The sequence below is a fragment of the Paenibacillus gallinarum genome, assembly GCF_014836635.1.
GTDB lineage: Bacteria > Bacillota > Bacilli > Paenibacillales > Paenibacillaceae > Paenibacillus > Paenibacillus gallinarum.
Genome location: NZ_JACSQL010000002.1, coordinates 179,952 through 195,959 on the forward strand (window position 1 = coordinate 179,952; position 16,008 = coordinate 195,959).

The following is a 16,008-nucleotide window of genomic DNA, read 5'->3' on the forward strand; positions in this document are numbered from 1 at the left end:
ACGCAAACAAAAGTTTTCCTTGATGAAGTGGACTAAGCTTTCAGGCAGGTTTAGGCGCAGCCGTTCGCTATATTTGCTCGCTCTTCCAGGAATATTATTTTTCTTTGTATTTAAGATCATGCCGATGTGGGGTGTTCTGATTTCCTTCCAGGATTTTTCTCCTTACGCGGGGTTTTGGAACAGTCCGTGGGTAGGGCTCAAACATTTTGAACATTTTTTCTCGCGAGATGACTTCATGCAGCTGTTCCGCAACACGCTTGCCATCAATATGCTCAGTCTTGTCTTCTTCTTTCCATTGCCGATACTGCTGTCACTGATGCTAAATGAGCTGCGCAGTATCGCGTACAAACGAGTGATACAGACAGTCATATACCTGCCGCACTTCTTGTCTTGGGTTATTATTGCTGCACTTACTTTCTTGTTGCTTGGAAAAGGGGATGGGCTGATCAACGAATTGCTTGTTCTTACAGGCAGGCCGCGAATCGATTTTCTAACTGATCCAGATCTGTTCTGGATCAACATTACACTGCAATCCATATGGAAGGAAGCGGGTTGGGGAACGATTGTGTTTCTCGCGGCAATGGCTAGTGTGAACCCTGCAATCTATGAAGCAGCAAATATCGACGGCGCAGGCCGTTTTCGGAAAATGTGGCATGTAACGCTGCCGGGCATTCGCGGTGTCATTGTTATTTTGTTCATTTTACGTCTTGGAGACATGATGGATGTAGGCTTCGAGCAAATCTTCCTTATGTATAACGGAGCTGTAGCGGAAGTGGCTGAGGTGTTCGATACGTACGTATATCGTACAGGAATCCAGCAGGGCCAGTTTAGCTACAGTACAGCAGCTGGGTTGTTCAAATCGGTTGTTGGCGTAATCCTCGTCGTTGCCGCGAACCGAATTGCAAAGAAATTTGGCGAAGAAGGTGTATTTTAGGAAAGGAGTGCCTAGATGGGGGATCGTCTATTTCGTATCACAAACGGTGTATTGTTGGGATTGGTTGGTCTGCTTATGTTGTTGCCGTTTTATTATGTAGCTGTTGTATCGGTTACCGATCCGGCTGAGTATGTGCAGCAGAAGCTTATCTTGTTTCCGACCGACTGGTCTTTCGATGCTTATCATTATTTGATTTCTACGCCAGCCTTTGCTCGTTCCATTGGAAATAGCATATTTTTAGCCGCGGTCGGTACGGTACTCGCCCTGATTGTATCCTCTTCTCTCGCTTATGCCCTGTCGAAGAAACATTTCGTAGGAAGAAAGCCAATTATGCTAGTTATTTTATTGACTATATTATTTAGCCCAGGCATTATCCCGCAGTATATGCTCATTCGCGAGCTCAATCTAATAGACAGTTTGTGGGCACTTATTATCCCGGCGCTTGCTAATGGATGGAATGTGCTGTTGATGAAAAACTTTTTTGACAGCATCCCGGACGAACTTGCGGAATCTTCTTTCATCGACGGCTGCGGAGATATCCGCACCTGGCTGTACATTATTATTCCGTTGTCGTTGCCAGCGCTGGCGGCGTTCGGGTTATTTTATGCGGTTGGATTCTGGAATCAATATTTTCTAGCACTCATATATTTGAATGATTCGGCAAAATGGCCGATCCAGGTGCTGCTGCAAAGTATGCTGCTGAGCGGGAACTATACGGATCTTGGCAGTACTAGCGGTTATGTGCAGCCTCCTCCGAGCCAGATGCTTAAGATGGCTTCGGTTATGATTGCCAGCATTCCTATTATTATCGTTTATCCGTTTTTGCAGAAGCACTTTGCCAAAGGGGCTATGGTAGGCTCTGTAAAAGGATAGTTGAACTAGAATAGTGAATTAAATAGAGAGAGAAAGGAGGCGAGCATGATTGAATTTACAAAAACCCGTTAGTCTTCGTTGGCTGAAGGAGCCGGCGAAGATGCCGGTCGGCGTGACATGGGGAATTCCATGGAGGGAAGGCGAGCTTACCCGGGAAGAGCCAATATCGCTCCGGGATAGCAAAGGGATCGAGGTGCCGGTGCAAAGCTGGGCAACGGCCTATTGGCCGGATCGCAGCGTCAAATGGACTGCACATGCAGCTGTAGTGGGAACCGGCTGTGACACGGAAGGTAGCAGCAGCTATACGATTGCCAAGGGCGAGACTACTGAATCAGCTCATAAGATTACCGTGGAAGAGACGGATACTTCCTTCGTCATTGATACGGGGATCATCAAATGCGAGGTTGCTAGACAAGGTTCCACTCTGATTCAGTCCATTATCCGCAGCGGGATTGAACTGTGCAGTCATGGGGAGCTAGTCTGCATCAAGGAATTGATATCATCGGAAGCCGCAGGCGTGAGGGTTGTTCGTGAAGAGAAGTTTCATAGCATTATCAGTAAAACCGTCGTGGAACAGGATGGTCCCATCCGGGCTGTCGTCAAACTAGATGGCAAGCATCGCAGCACGTCAGGAGATCTTGAATGGCTGCCCTTTACCATTCGTCTTTATTTCTATGCTGGGCAGGAAACGATTCGTATCGTCCATACATTGCTCTATGATGGAGATCCCAATGAAGACTACATCAAAGGAGTCGGTATTGCTTTTTCCGTTCCGATGAGAGGACCGTTATATAACCGCCATGTCCGGTTTGCGGGCGACAGCGGTTATTTCAGCGAATCACCTAAGACGCTGCATACAAGGCGTACCCAAGGGAAATATCGTGAGCTGTTTGAAAAACAAACGAAGGGTGAAAATGTGTATTTTCATCCTGAAGAGGATGCTTATTTTATAGGCTTACTGCATGACTCTGCTACATGGGATGATTTTAAGCTCGTGCAAGACAGTGCCGAACATTATAGGATCTCGAAGCGGACAAAAGAGGAGTGTTGCTGGCTAAAGGCAGTAGACGGGCGGCATTCCGGTGGACTCGGCTTTATTGGGAGTGAAGGCGGTGGAATTGTAGCAGGCCTGCGGAATTTTTGGCAAAAGTGCCCGGCAGGACTGGAACTTACTCATACGTCACGGGATCAGGCTTCTTTTACCGTTTGGTTTTGGTCACCAGATGCACCTGCTATGGATCTGCGTCATTATGATACGGAAACACATGTTGAATCTTCCTATGAAGGAGCTGAAGAGCTAAGAGCAACTCCTTATGGGATTGGTAATACGAGTGAGTTGATGTTGTGGTGCGTTTCCAAAACACCCGGGACAGAACTGCTGGAAAAGATGACAGCTGAACTTCAATCTCCTTCGCTGCTTGTATGTGAGCCTGCCTATTTGCATGAAGTGCGTGCTTTCGGTATATGGAGTCTTCCTGATCGAAGCTCCCCTTCAAAAGCTTATTTGGAGGATCAACTGGATGGTGTTGCGGCATTCTATCAGCGGGAAGTTCAGCAACGGGGCTGGTATGGCTTTTGGGATTATGGGGATTTCATGCACAGCTACGATCCTGTCCGCCATGTATGGAATTACGATCTGGGAGGTTGTGCCTGGCAGAATACGGAGCTTGTGCCGAATATGTGGTTGTGGGTTCTCTTTCTACGTTCCGGAAGAGAAGATCTGTTTCGTCTCGCCGAAGCGATGACTAGGCATACAAGCGAGGTCGATGTTTATCATTTTGGAGAGTATGCAGGTCTTGGTTCTCGTCATAACGTGGTCCACTGGGGATGTGGCTGCAAGGAAGCACGCATTGGGATGGCGGGACTCCACCGGTATTACTATTATTTGACGGCTGATGAACGGATTGGTGATATCATGGACGAAGTTAAGGATTCAGATTATACAACGGTCCATCTCGACCCAATGCGTGCTTATTTTCCGAAGGACGAGCATCCAACACATATCCGGGTGGGCCCGGATTGGGCAGCATTCAGTTCCAACTGGATGACGAGATGGGAGCGTTATGAGGATACCGCTTATCGAGACAAAATCCTTACTGGCATTGATAGCATCAAAGCAGCAAGGTACGGTCTGATCTCTGGACCTACTTATGGATACGATCCGAACACGGCCCGTTTAACACCGATGGGCGACGACAATTGGGGTCGCCATTTGATGATTTGTATGGGAGCACCGCAGGTATGGTTCGAATTGGCTGACTTGCTGAAAGATCCGATGTGGGAACAAATGATGGCTGAATTCGGCGTCTACTACAACATGTCACAGGAACAGAAAGATACCATCACCTTTGGTGAGGTTAGTACGAATCGTTTTGCACATCCCGTACTTAGCATTGCGATGGCTGCTTTTGGCGCGTACTACAAGCAGGACAGGTCCACCGCTGAGCATGCATGGTCCATTTTGCTGGACAACTCCTATACTCGTGTTCAATTGCAGGAGGAAGCAGTGCAGGTTGTGCATGTTGGGCCGCTTGAAGAAATCGATTGGATTAACACGAACGAAGCCGCTCAGTGGTCACTCAACACGATAATTAGTCTAGCCCTTATAGCGGAGCATTTACCGGAGATACCCCGAACCTGAAAAGGAAGATCATACAGTGCTTAAGGAGTGAGGGAATAAGATGAGCGTATTAATTCCAAAGGAATGGAGCCTCATTTATGAGAATCGCCTGGCATCCCCTGAAGAAGTGAAATCATTTCGGATGGAAGGTGAAGGAGCTGTTACCTTTCCAATGAAACGAATGAGACTGGAGAGCGTAAGGGACCACAAAGAAGGGCAAAAGGCGAACCTGGTATTCTGGTGTGAGAAAGAGTTTCCGGCCGATGTAGCAGTGGCTTGGGATTTTTGGCCGATTCGGGAGCCGGGACTTGCCATTTTGTTTTTCTCTGCTTCGGGCGAAGGAGACAAAGATCTATTTGATCCTTCCCTTCCTGTACGAACTGGCGAATACGATCAGTACCATCATGGTGCAATGAACGCTTTGCATGTTAGTTATTTTCGTAGAATGTGGCAGGAGGAACGTAGATTTCATACGTGCAATTTGCGTAAAAGCTATGGATTCCACCTCGTTGCACAAGGTGCCGACCCTATTCCTTCCGTGCTTGACAGTGATGGGCCGTACCGGATGCTTGTGGTTAAACAGGGTTCCAAGATCACATTTGCTGTTAATGATCTGCCAATATTTACGTGGGAGGACGACGGCGTTACTTACGGTCCATTACTAGGAGGCGGCAAAATCGGATTTCGGCAGATGGCACCATTTATAGCGGAGTATAGCAATTTGGAGGTATATGGCCTCCTACGTGAGGGCAGTAACGAACATTAAATTCACTGCTTACACTATTGATTCAAGTGAATATCATCTACTTTTCATAGATTTAAGCCTCGGAGAAGTTCTGTTTCTCAGGAGGCTTTTTTTATTTTGTAAAAAATATTTGTTTCCTCTACAAATTAAGCGGCATTATGCCGATATAAAAAAGTGGAGATTTTTCTCTTTAATTTCAATTTTATGAATTCGATCCTAGTCTCGGCTGCATAGGAATGGTCAGACAATGAAATAAGAAAATACTTACACGCGGACCCACTTTTACATTGGTTTCTCTTTCTCTGTAAAAGAAGTCGGCTTTTTTGTGTCTTAAGTGAATAAACTAGTATTTAGCTTTATATACCTTTTAAAACCATTAGTACAAATAGTTAACTGGGAATTTTAATGACGAAGACCTATATATTTGATATCCTATAGGAAGCTTTTACTTCAATTACCTTATTTTTGGTTAAAATTACATATGATCCTTAGCATGATAATAAAACGTATAAATTTGGCATAATGTTGCAACAATTTTATATTGTGGCACGTCAGTAAAGATACAAGGAGAGGGGGATCCTTTGTGGTAGAGCAGGGACTCATCAGAGCCGCTCAATCAGGCGATCGCGACGCTTTAATTACCCTATTGAGAGATATAGAACAGCACGTCTACAAAACTGCTTATTATATTTTAAATAATGAACAAGATGCACTAGACGCTGCACAAGAAGCACTTATCAGAATATATACCAAGATCAACTCGTACGAAGAAAAAGCACAGTTTAAAACGTGGGTACAGCGTATAGTAACAAATATTTGTATAGATAAATTCAGAAGAACAAAGCCTACGGTTTCGATTGATGAACATGAGATGATATTTGAGGGTCGTCAAGATGTAGAACATGAAGTGATGCTTACTTACGTTTCACAAGATGTACAAGAGGCGATCAGCCAACTTCCAGAGCATCATCGCACGGTTATTGTACTCAGGTATTTGCAAGAACTCTCTTACAACGAAATTGCAGATTGTTTGGATCTGCCACTGAATACGGTAAAATCTTATTTATTTAGGGCTAGACAGCAATTGCAAAATCTATTACAGGAGTATCAGAAAGGTGGTGTAACGTAGATGAGATGCCAAGAGGTGGTAGAGCGTATGCACCGATATATTGATCATGATCTGAATGATAAAGAGAAAGAAGAGTTATTAGCACATATAAAAACATGCGAAAGCTGCTCTGAAAAGTTTCAAATTCTTCAAAAACTATCTCACGATCTCGAAAAATTGCCGGATGTATCTCCTCCGTTCAGCTTGGTAGATCGAATTATGCCACAGCTTGATGAGATAGATCGAGGTCGTAAGGAGCAAGGCAGCACCATTCAAGAAATGAAAAAAGAGGATAATATGATACCTCTGTCTGTGCATACAGGAAATGCTTCAAGAAGTTTTAGGAAGACCCGATTGGGACGAATACTTATGGGTACAGCAGCGGCAGCTGTAGTTCTTGGTGTTGCTGTATATCAACATCAGCCGCAAGAATTAAATCAGGCGGAGATTGATAAGAATTACAGCTTAAATGAGCTCGGACCGAGCACAGTAACGGGAAGTGGCGGGGGAGTTCAGGAAGAAGAAAATATGATCTCTCCTCAACCTGTTGATGAGAAGCCGGGACTAGAGCAACCTAATGCTGAGATGACTCCTGAAGCGAATTCGCAAGCAAATCCGAATGTGGACGCAGCGCAGCCGGCACCCGCTAGTGAGCCAGTAAATCAGGATGGATCCAGGTCAATCACTTCTGATCCTGATAAATCCAAGTCTGTTTCTCCTGAACCCGCTGCGCCAATAGAGGCTCCATCATCTGATAAGGGAACAGTACCGAATTCTTCATTAGATAAAAATAATGATAAATCTGCACCTTCACCAAACAATTCGGTTTCTCCAGGTACTTCTAACAAGAAAGATGAGAGTCCAAAAACGGACAGCAAAGGAAATAACCCTAAACAAGATCCTGCTTCACAAAAAACTCCAACAGAAACAGATAAGGTACTGGTTCCTGATACAAGTGTTACCAGCACAGAGAGTGAAGAGCCGCTCAGCAGTGATGATACTTCAAGCATAAGTATGCTCTCGCTGGATGAAAATTTCCCGAGTCTAGCTACTTCGGTCTCGCCGAAATGGCTTTCCCCCGATGGACTTTACTTGGTAGGTTATAAAGACAGCAAATTGAGTGTGTATCGTCTGGACGGGACAAAGAAAGACCAAAGAACACTTTTGCAAGAGATTGAGATTCAATCTACTTTCGTAAAAGGTAGCTGGTCAGATGATAGTTTGACCTATCATTATGAAGTAGAACTGGACGGAAAAACGACGAAACATAGTTATGCCGTTACGAAGGAAGATCAAAAAACAGACGAAAAGATAGAAGACAAGAGCACCACCAATCCTTCTTCGCAAACTGAAACACAATCCACCGACAACAAGAGGTAGCTTCTGAATAATAATCTAATACGAATAGACAATAGCAAAAATGATAATCATCATGAAAATAGAGTCATCATTCAGGCACCATAAACACCTGATATGAATATGTATAAGGTAACTCCTTATACGGAGTTTTTAAGAAAGGCGTCGTATGACCGCGGGCCGAATGGTATCTAGAGCCATTTTTCGGACCTTCGTTTATATAGATGCGTAGACATGGGGACCTGGTTCTGCTTGAAATTAGCAGAACAGGTCCCTTTGTTGTTTCTTGGATTTCTGATAGGATAGAAGGGATGGAGGTGTGTACGTGAATGGACGTAAAGACGGCCGTTAAAGCGATTCGAAAGGGAGAGCCGGCTAGCGTATACTTGTTGTACGGAACTGAAAAATACAGTATTAAACAGTTTACCGATGTACTTAAGGAACAGCTTATAGAAGAAGAGCATCGTGATTTTGCGATGGCTTCATATGATACGGCAGAAACCCCGATTGAACAAATCATTGAAGAAGCAGAGACGGTTCCCTTTCTTGTTCCCCGCAAGTTAATCTTTGTTCGGGATCAGAATTTATTTACGGCGGGAAAAGATACGAAAATAGAGCACAAGATGGAGACATTAATTACCTATCTTGATAATCCTGTCGATTACAGCATTCTTGTTTTCCTGGTACAGGGAGAGAAGCTGGACGAACGTAAAAAAATCGTGAAAACGACGAAAAGTAAAGCGACCGTGCTCTCTTTTGGACCGATGCATGGAGAAGAACTGACGAGTTGGCTAGTGAAGCAAGCAGCCAGCCGTAAGGTAACGATGGGACAGGAAGCAGCGGAGACTCTCATTCAGCGTGCAGGTACAAGCCTGCAGACATTGTCAGCCGAAGTGGACAAACTTTGTTTGTATGCGGGTGAGGGAGGAACTTTGTCTAAGTTAAATGTAGAGGATCTGGTCGCTCGAAATACGGAACAAAATATTTTTGCCATGGTCGAAGATATTGCGAATCTTAGATTAGGAAAGGCTCTGGACATCTTCTATGAACTCCTGAAGCAAAAAGAAGAACCCATCAAAATTGCCGCCCTGATTTCAAGACAATTCCGGATTATTTTGCAAGTGAAAGAGCTGGGGGCACAAAGCTATTCACAACAGCAAATTGCAAGTCAACTTGGGCTGCATCCCTATGCGGTGAAAATAGCAGGCGAACAGTCAAAGAAATTCCCGGCAGACCGGCTTCGCCTCATTTTGAAGTCCCTTGCTGATCTTGATTATCAGATGAAAACGGGAGCTATTGATAAAGTGCTTGGCTTGGAGTTATTTTTACTGAGACTTGGAAGCAATTCGTAAGTCGACTGAATAGTATCTATTCAACCCCTACTTTTTTCAGCTTGAAAAAATACTAGACAGATAGAAACAGCGTCTCTTCGGCGCTGTTTTTTAGTTGATTATGCCAGGTTCGGACAGCTTTAAGGGGAGAGAAAGAATAAATATTTCTCGATGATGGAGGATATACTATTAAAACAACTAAAAAAACCTGATCAGCAGAGCTGTTCAGGTTTTTTGCCTAGTCGTTATGGAAAGCGCTGCTTACGCGTTTGTAAGAGCGTTCAATTTTTTGGCCAAGCGGGATTTCTTACGAGCTGCAGCATTTTTATGAACAAGACCTTTAGTTACAGCTTTGTCCAGGCTTCTGGAAGCAGCTTGAATCGCAGCTTTAGCTGTTTCAACTTCGTTAGTAGCCAGAGCTTGGTCAGCAGCTTTAACGGAAGTGCGAAGAGCAGACTTCTGGGAAGCGTTCAAAGCACGACGTTTATCATTTGTTTTCACGCGTTTTACAGCGGATTTGATGTTTGGCATTACATTCACCTCCTGTTAAGGCAATACTTATGAAATACAAACCTTTCACAACTTAAAATATTCTAGCACGAGACCCCTTAAAAAGCAAGGATAACATAAGACAAGTCTACAAAACAAAATTGGAAAAACATTTGAATAATTAAAGGCCGTTGTCACAAACTACAAGATATCTGTATTTTGAGGGAGGATCATAACCAAATGACACTGGATTTGCAAAAATATGGAGTACGTACTGATTTAGCAGTTGAAGCTAGAGAACTGGCTCAAATGCATGATCGTTCCCCCATTCCGGGCGTAGAGGAAGAAGTAGAGCAGTTTGGAGATATCAAAGTTACCAGACTAGATGTACTGAATGAAGAAGGTTCGAATCGAATCGGACGTATCGTTGGACACTACGTCACACTGGAAGTTCCCAAACTTCGTAATGGAGATACGACACTTCAGGAAAAAGTAACGGCTACTTTCACAAAAGAAATGGAAGATTTTATTGCGAAAATTGGAATATCAAAATCAGCTAAGGTGCTGATTGTTGGGTTAGGTAACTGGAATGTTACCCCGGATTCACTGGGTCCGCTGGTTGTTGAAAATACGATGGTTACTCGTCAATATTTCGAACTCATGCCAGACCAGGTTTCCCCAGGGTACCGAAATGTAAGTGCGATTGCTCCGGGGGTGCTTGGCCTGACCGGGATCGAGACAAGCGAGACGGTGCAAGGAATCGTGGAACGAACGAGACCCGATCTGATCATCGCGATTGACTCTCTTGCTTCCCGATCGCTTGAACGTATCAATACGACGATTCAGGTGGCGGACATTGGCATACATCCCGGATCTGGAATTGGTAACAAACGAAAAGGAATCACAAAGGAAATTTTGGGTGTCCCATGTATAGCCATTGGTGTACCAACGGTTTGTTACGCTTCGACTATCGTGAATACGACGTTCGAGCTAATGAAGGCTCATTTTGCCAAAGAAACAAACTCCGGTAGTCAAATTCTTGGTGTACTTAATGATATAAGTGAACAGGAGCGACTGGGTCTAGTAAAAGAGGTGCTTGAGCCGCTTGGACATGATCTGATTGTCACACCAAAAGAGATCGATGATTTTATTGAAGATATCGCGAATATTATTGCAAGCGGACTAAATGCGGCACTTCATGAAGCCGTAGATCTTAGTAACGTAGCTTCTTATACACACTAACAAATGATGGCAAGAAGACCGAATCAGAAGACCGAATCTATCGGTCTTCTTTTTTGTTTCTATTATTTTTAGTTCTACTTGTTTCCTCCGGTTCATAGTTTTGAAGTATGAGAGATTTGCAAGAACGATGGGTTGAATCTCATACGCTCATAACGAAAAGCATAGACGTTACTTTCGGCTGAAGTGCTTACGGAGGTGGACAAGTTCAAGTGAATAAAATACAAACATGGAATGTGGCAAAATGGAGAGCTGGCGTTCTTAAGATGTTAGCAACAGGGAAAGCACTCATGCTACTTATAATGGTTTCCGCTTTATTTTTTGTCGTGTTGGGTCTTGGGGGGATGGCGGAGAGAAAACTGAGTACCTCTTCCATATCGTCTATGAAAGGTTTTGCAGGCTCGATATCAAGCGGGATTTTCATGGATATGCTCGGAATGGAACTACCTCATCTTGCTCAGGGCAAGCAGCAATCCGAAATAACGGGGGAGCAAATCACTTCTTTTGTGTTTGAAATGCTAACAGGTGTAGATCCACTGAATCCAAAAAGCCTTATTGCAAGTCAGGTTCCAGGTATGGGGACTAACGAACCGGTACTGCTGCGTATTGGATCAGGCAACGAGAAGGCAGAGGCTCCGCAAGACTATCAACCTGATCCTGGGTACGTTGCTGAGTCAAGCGGGGAAACACCAGGCCAAGCAGAACCTGATCCTGAACCTAATCCTGATCCAGGTGAGTCACCGGCTCCTAGTAACACCAATCCTGGCACAGAAGTACCAGGTAAGGTTACGGAAAATCAGAGCCCTGCCGAAGCAAAAAAGAAAACGGTTCTCATCTATCATACTCACCCGCATGAAGCTTATAATCCACTGCTGGGAACGAAGAGCAACAACCCTTCCTCCCCGAAAGCAAGTGCAAATGTGTTCCTGCCAGGAAGTTATCTTGCGAAAGCTCTGGAGTCACAAGGGATTGGTGTTGTCCATGAGACAGAAGATTATGTAACTACAAAAAAAGATTATAACTGGAATTATTCTTATAAATATTCAAGAGAAACAGTTAAATCAGCAATGGCCGCGAACGATGATCTTACGTATCTCATCGATATTCACCGGGATTCTTCTCGGCACGATAAATCAACAGCAACGATCAACGGAAAGAGCTATGCCAAAGTCTTTTTCATCATCGGTCATGATAATCCCAATTGGGAAAAAAACGAAGCTTATGCAGCGAAAATTCATAAAAAAATGGAAAAATTGTACCCAGGCCTTTCAAGAGGGGTATGGGGTAAGAATGGCGGAGGAGGAAACAACGGTGAATATAACCAGTCCTTGTCCGAGAACAGTATTTTGATTGAGATTGGCGGTATTGATAATACCGATGCAGAGCTTAAACGTACATCAGAAGCGCTAGCAGACATTATCGCAGAAGTATATATGGAAGATCAGAAGATTGATAAAGCAAGCACGGATCAGAATCCGAGCAGTTCAAATAAGGGCTAGACCACGAATTCATGGACGGAGGAAAGAGAATGACCTCTTTTGCAAAAAGATTATTCATGTTTATGGTACTTATCATATTTGGAATACTGCTTGGAATGCAGATCGCAGGATCAGGTCTTGGTACCCTGGATAAGCGAGGGACAGAATTGCCGTCAGCCGGGGATTTAACAAGGCCAGCAATGCAGCAGGAAACTGTATTATTAGAGGAAGAACCGGTAATAGTACAGACTAGACCACAGATCATTACCCCGAGAGAGGTACTCGTGACCGAGCCGGGAAAAGAACCAGCAGTCGATCGATTTGCCGAGAAGACGGCCGGACTCTTGCAGCAAGCTTCCCAAAGCGGGATTCGCTGGGTGGTTTCGCTATTTAACGGTGTAACGGATTAGATAATCGTGGAAAAAACAGGAGATTTTCCTGATAAGAACAACTTTGGCTCTCCTCTTATTGAAGGCTGTACCGCTTACTGCTATAATGAGATGATTGACATTAGGCTGTTTGTGGGGGTAAGGCATGACAGACATTCAAGCAAGACAACGAAAAATTAGAAACTTTAGTATTATTGCACATATAGACCATGGTAAATCTACTTTGGCTGACCGTATTCTGGAGTACACGGGTGCACTTACTTCGCGTGAAATGCAGGAGCAGGTACTTGACCAGATGGATCTGGAACGGGAACGCGGAATTACCATTAAACTGCAAGCAGTGCGACTTACTTACAAAGCGGATGACGGTGAAGAATATCTTCTTAACCTGATTGATACACCAGGACACGTCGATTTTACGTATGAGGTATCGAGAAGTCTTGCTGCTTGTGAAGGAGCATTACTTGTTGTGGATGCGGCTCAGGGCATTGAAGCTCAGACGCTGGCAAATGTGTATTTGGCACTTGATAATAACCTTGAGATCCTTCCGGTTATTAACAAGATTGATCTTCCAAGTGCAGACCCTGAGAGGGTTAAACAGGAGATTGAAGAAGTAATTGGTTTGGACACAAGTGAAGCGGTCCTCGCTTCTGCGAAAGCAGGAATTGGGATCAAGGAGATTCTCGAGCAAGTTGTTAAGGGAGTTCCCGCACCTACTGGTGATACAGACAAACCACTGAAGGCACTTATTTTCGACTCGCACTATGATCCTTATAAAGGGGTTATCGTATATATTCGCGTCGTGGACGGGAAGATTAAAGCGGGTTCGAAGATCAAGATGATGGCAACGAATAAGACTTTTGAAGTCATTGAAGTTGGTTCATTTATGCCGCGTATGACAATTGTGGACGAGCTGAACGTTGGAGATGTAGGTTTTGTTGTAGCAGGAATTAAGCATGTTGGGGATACGCGTGTCGGGGATACGATTACGGACGCGAAGAACCCTGCACCAGAACCATTGCCAGGATATCGTAAAATCAATCCGATGGTATACTGCGGTCTCTACCCAATTGAGACATCGGACTATAATGATCTACGTGAAGCATTAGAGAAGCTGCAACTTAATGATGCATCCCTCAGCTTTGAACCGGAAACATCCAGCGCACTTGGATTTGGTTTCCGTTGTGGATTTTTGGGACTGCTTCATATGGATGTTATTCAGGAGCGGATTGAACGAGAATTCAACATTCCACTCATTACGACAGCACCAAGCGTTATTTACCGTATTAAGCTGACGAATGGTGAAGTGATCGAGATTGATAACCCATCCAATTATCCGGAAATTGGACGAATTGATCATGTCGAGGAACCATATGTAAAGGCAGATATTATTGTACCGAATGATTATGTAGGTACGGTTATGGAACTTTGTCAGAACAAACGTGGGGAATACGTCAACATGGAGTATCTCGATGCAAACCGTGTAACGATTACGTATGAGATTCCGCTTGCGGAAATTGTATATGATTTCTTTGATCAGTTGAAATCAAGCACAAAGGGATATGCGTCCTACGATTACGAAGTTTGCGGGTATCGCGTGTCGAACCTAGTGAAGATGGATATTTTGCTGAACGGAGAGCAAGTTGATGCTCTGTCCTTTATCGTTCACCGTGAACGTGCATATCAACGCGGCCGGATCATTTGTGAGAAGCTGCGCGGACTTATTCCACGTCAAATGTTTGAGGTGCCAATTCAGGCTTCCGTAGGTACGAAAGTAGTAGCGCGGGAGACGATTAAGGCGATGCGTAAAAACGTGCTGTCAAAATGTTACGGCGGTGACATCTCACGTAAACGGAAACTGCTTGAGAAGCAAAAAGAAGGTAAAAAGCGGATGAAGCAGGTTGGTAATGTTGAGGTTCCGCAGGAAGCGTTTATGGCAGTCTTAAAAATTGATGATTAATCATCAAATTTTTTAAGACGACATTTTTCAAACTACAATCAACCATTTGGTGCATCACGAAAAGTGTGCATGAATGGTTGATTGAACGATTGATTCATTTAGTGCACCACGAAGAGTGTGCATAAAAGATGAATGAATATTTAAGAATTTAGTTCTCTTTTCATGTTAAGCATTCGAAAAGGAAAGCCATTCTGGCTTTCCTTTTTTCTATAATAACGATACAATGATTCCTTACACGATGTATAAATATAAGGGGGTATACCCGCATGACTCATGAGAAGCTAGCTGGGCAACAATCCGCACCTCAAGCGGTGTATATTCATATTCCTTTTTGCACCAATAAATGTTTCTACTGTGACTTCAACTCGTATGTTCTGAAAGATCAGCCGGTTATGAAATATTTAGAAGCGCTCGAGCGGGAGATGGAATATACAGTAACACAAACGCCTCCGGGTGAGATTAAAACGATTTTTGTCGGGGGAGGTACACCTACTGTACTAAAACCGGATGAAATGGCTTATTTTTTGAAAACGGTTCGTACTTATTTTCCTAACTGGTCAGAAGACATTGAATTCTCAATGGAAGCAAATCCAGGTACGACGGATCTAGAGAAAATGGCGGTAATGAAAGAAGGCGGAGTAAACCGGGTTAGTTTTGGAGTACAAGCTTTCCAAAATGAACTGTTAACAGGGATTGGCCGCATTCATAATATAGATGATGTATATCGTAGTCTTGAAAATGCACGAAAAACCGGTCTGACTAACCTTTCTATCGATTTAATGTTTGGTTTGCCGAATCAGACGGTGGAGATGCTTTCTGACAGCATTACACGGGCGCTTGAACTTGATCTTCCGCATTATTCAATCTATGGACTTAAAGTAGAAGAGAATACACTCTTCCACACCATGTTCCAAAAGAATCAGCTGCCGCTGCCAAGTGAAGATAATGAACTTCAAATGTATCTATTGTTAATGGAACGCATGAAGGAAGCGGGATACAATCAATATGAGATTAGTAACTTTGCTAAGCCAGGCAAAGAAAGCCGTCATAATATCACGTATTGGAGAAATGAAGATTATTATGGTCTAGGAGCAGGAGCTCATGGATACGTTCATAGACAACGCCATATGAATGTTCGTGGGGTTAATCCTTACAATGAAGCGACCGAAAAAGGACTGCCGCGCCTTGAAACCTTCACTATCACTAAAGAAGAAGCAATGGAAGATTTCTTGATGGTAGGCCTTCGTATGCTAGAGGGTGTCTCAAGTACACGGTTTGAACAGCAATTTAATGTGAAGATGGAAGACATATTTGCCAAACCACTGCATAAAATGTTGCATGCAGGGCTCTTGGAAGCTGAAGGTGACATGTATCGCTTAAGTAGCCAGGGAGTCCTGTACGGGAATGAAGTGTTTGCGGAATTCATAGGTGCGATAACCGTTAAATAATATCTTGAACTTCTATGCGTCATGATGTATATTTATAC

At 43.8% G+C, this 16,008-nt stretch carries 13 protein-coding genes; 12 read left to right on the forward strand and 1 reads right to left on the reverse strand.

What is annotated here, in order from left to right:
• Nucleotides 1-22: 22 nt before the first annotated feature.
• From H9647_RS05730 to holA, 7 genes are all read left to right on the forward strand, one after another.
• Complete coding sequence (locus H9647_RS05730) at nucleotides 23-934, forward strand: ABC transporter permease (RefSeq protein ID WP_225229157.1); 912 nt, start codon at nucleotides 23-25, stop codon at nucleotides 932-934.
• A 15-nt stretch (nucleotides 935-949) separates the two neighbouring features.
• The gene (locus H9647_RS05735) at nucleotides 950-1,807 is read left to right on the forward strand and encodes a carbohydrate ABC transporter permease (RefSeq protein ID WP_191798810.1); all 858 of its coding nucleotides are present in this window, start codon (nucleotides 950-952) and stop codon (nucleotides 1,805-1,807) included.
• 49 nt (nucleotides 1,808-1,856) lie between these two features.
• A complete protein-coding gene (locus H9647_RS05740) occupies nucleotides 1,857-4,448 on the forward strand; it encodes an exo-rhamnogalacturonan lyase family protein (RefSeq protein WP_225229111.1) in 2,592 nt (863 codons plus the stop codon).
• Nucleotides 4,449-4,488: 40 nt separating this feature from the next.
• A complete protein-coding gene (locus H9647_RS05745; protein ID WP_191798811.1) occupies nucleotides 4,489-5,193 on the forward strand; it encodes a DUF1961 family protein in 705 nt (234 codons plus the stop codon).
• A 562-nt stretch (nucleotides 5,194-5,755) separates the two neighbouring features.
• On the forward strand, nucleotides 5,756-6,301 hold the full coding sequence (locus H9647_RS05750; RefSeq protein ID WP_191798812.1) for an RNA polymerase sigma factor: 546 nt from the start codon (nucleotides 5,756-5,758) through the stop codon (nucleotides 6,299-6,301).
• Nucleotides 6,302-7,660: a zf-HC2 domain-containing protein gene (locus H9647_RS05755; RefSeq protein WP_191798813.1), complete on the forward strand. Its 1,359-nt coding sequence runs from the start codon at nucleotides 6,302-6,304 to the stop codon at nucleotides 7,658-7,660. It abuts the gene before it with no gap.
• A 305-nt stretch (nucleotides 7,661-7,965) separates the two neighbouring features.
• Nucleotides 7,966-8,988: a DNA polymerase III subunit delta gene (holA, locus tag H9647_RS05760; RefSeq protein WP_191798814.1), complete on the forward strand. Its 1,023-nt coding sequence runs from the start codon at nucleotides 7,966-7,968 to the stop codon at nucleotides 8,986-8,988.
• 240 nt (nucleotides 8,989-9,228) lie between these two features.
• Here the strand turns inward: holA and rpsT are convergent, their stop codons facing one another.
• The gene (gene rpsT / locus H9647_RS05765; RefSeq protein ID WP_160034046.1) at nucleotides 9,229-9,498 is read right to left on the reverse strand and encodes a 30S ribosomal protein S20; all 270 of its coding nucleotides are present in this window, start codon (nucleotides 9,496-9,498) and stop codon (nucleotides 9,229-9,231) included.
• Between the two features lie 198 nt (nucleotides 9,499-9,696).
• Here rpsT and gpr point away from each other — a divergent pair, with 198 nt between their 5' ends.
• From gpr to hemW, 5 genes are all read left to right on the forward strand, one after another.
• Complete coding sequence (gene gpr / locus H9647_RS05770) at nucleotides 9,697-10,698, forward strand: GPR endopeptidase (protein ID WP_191798815.1); 1,002 nt, start codon at nucleotides 9,697-9,699, stop codon at nucleotides 10,696-10,698.
• A 209-nt stretch (nucleotides 10,699-10,907) separates the two neighbouring features.
• Entirely contained in the window at nucleotides 10,908-12,194 is a 1,287-nt protein-coding gene (gene spoIIP, locus H9647_RS05775; RefSeq protein WP_191798816.1) for a stage II sporulation protein P, read from the forward strand.
• Nucleotides 12,195-12,223: 29 nt separating this feature from the next.
• Nucleotides 12,224-12,583 carry a hypothetical protein gene (locus H9647_RS05780; protein ID WP_191798817.1) on the forward strand — a complete coding sequence of 120 codons (360 nt, stop codon included), beginning with the start codon at nucleotides 12,224-12,226 and terminating at the stop codon, nucleotides 12,581-12,583.
• Between the two features lie 124 nt (nucleotides 12,584-12,707).
• Entirely contained in the window at nucleotides 12,708-14,522 is a 1,815-nt protein-coding gene (gene lepA, locus H9647_RS05785) for a translation elongation factor 4 (RefSeq protein ID WP_191798818.1), read from the forward strand.
• Nucleotides 14,523-14,788: 266 nt separating this feature from the next.
• Complete coding sequence (gene hemW / locus H9647_RS05790) at nucleotides 14,789-15,970, forward strand: radical SAM family heme chaperone HemW (RefSeq protein WP_191798819.1); 1,182 nt, start codon at nucleotides 14,789-14,791, stop codon at nucleotides 15,968-15,970.
• The last annotated feature ends 38 nt before the right edge of the window (nucleotides 15,971-16,008 follow it).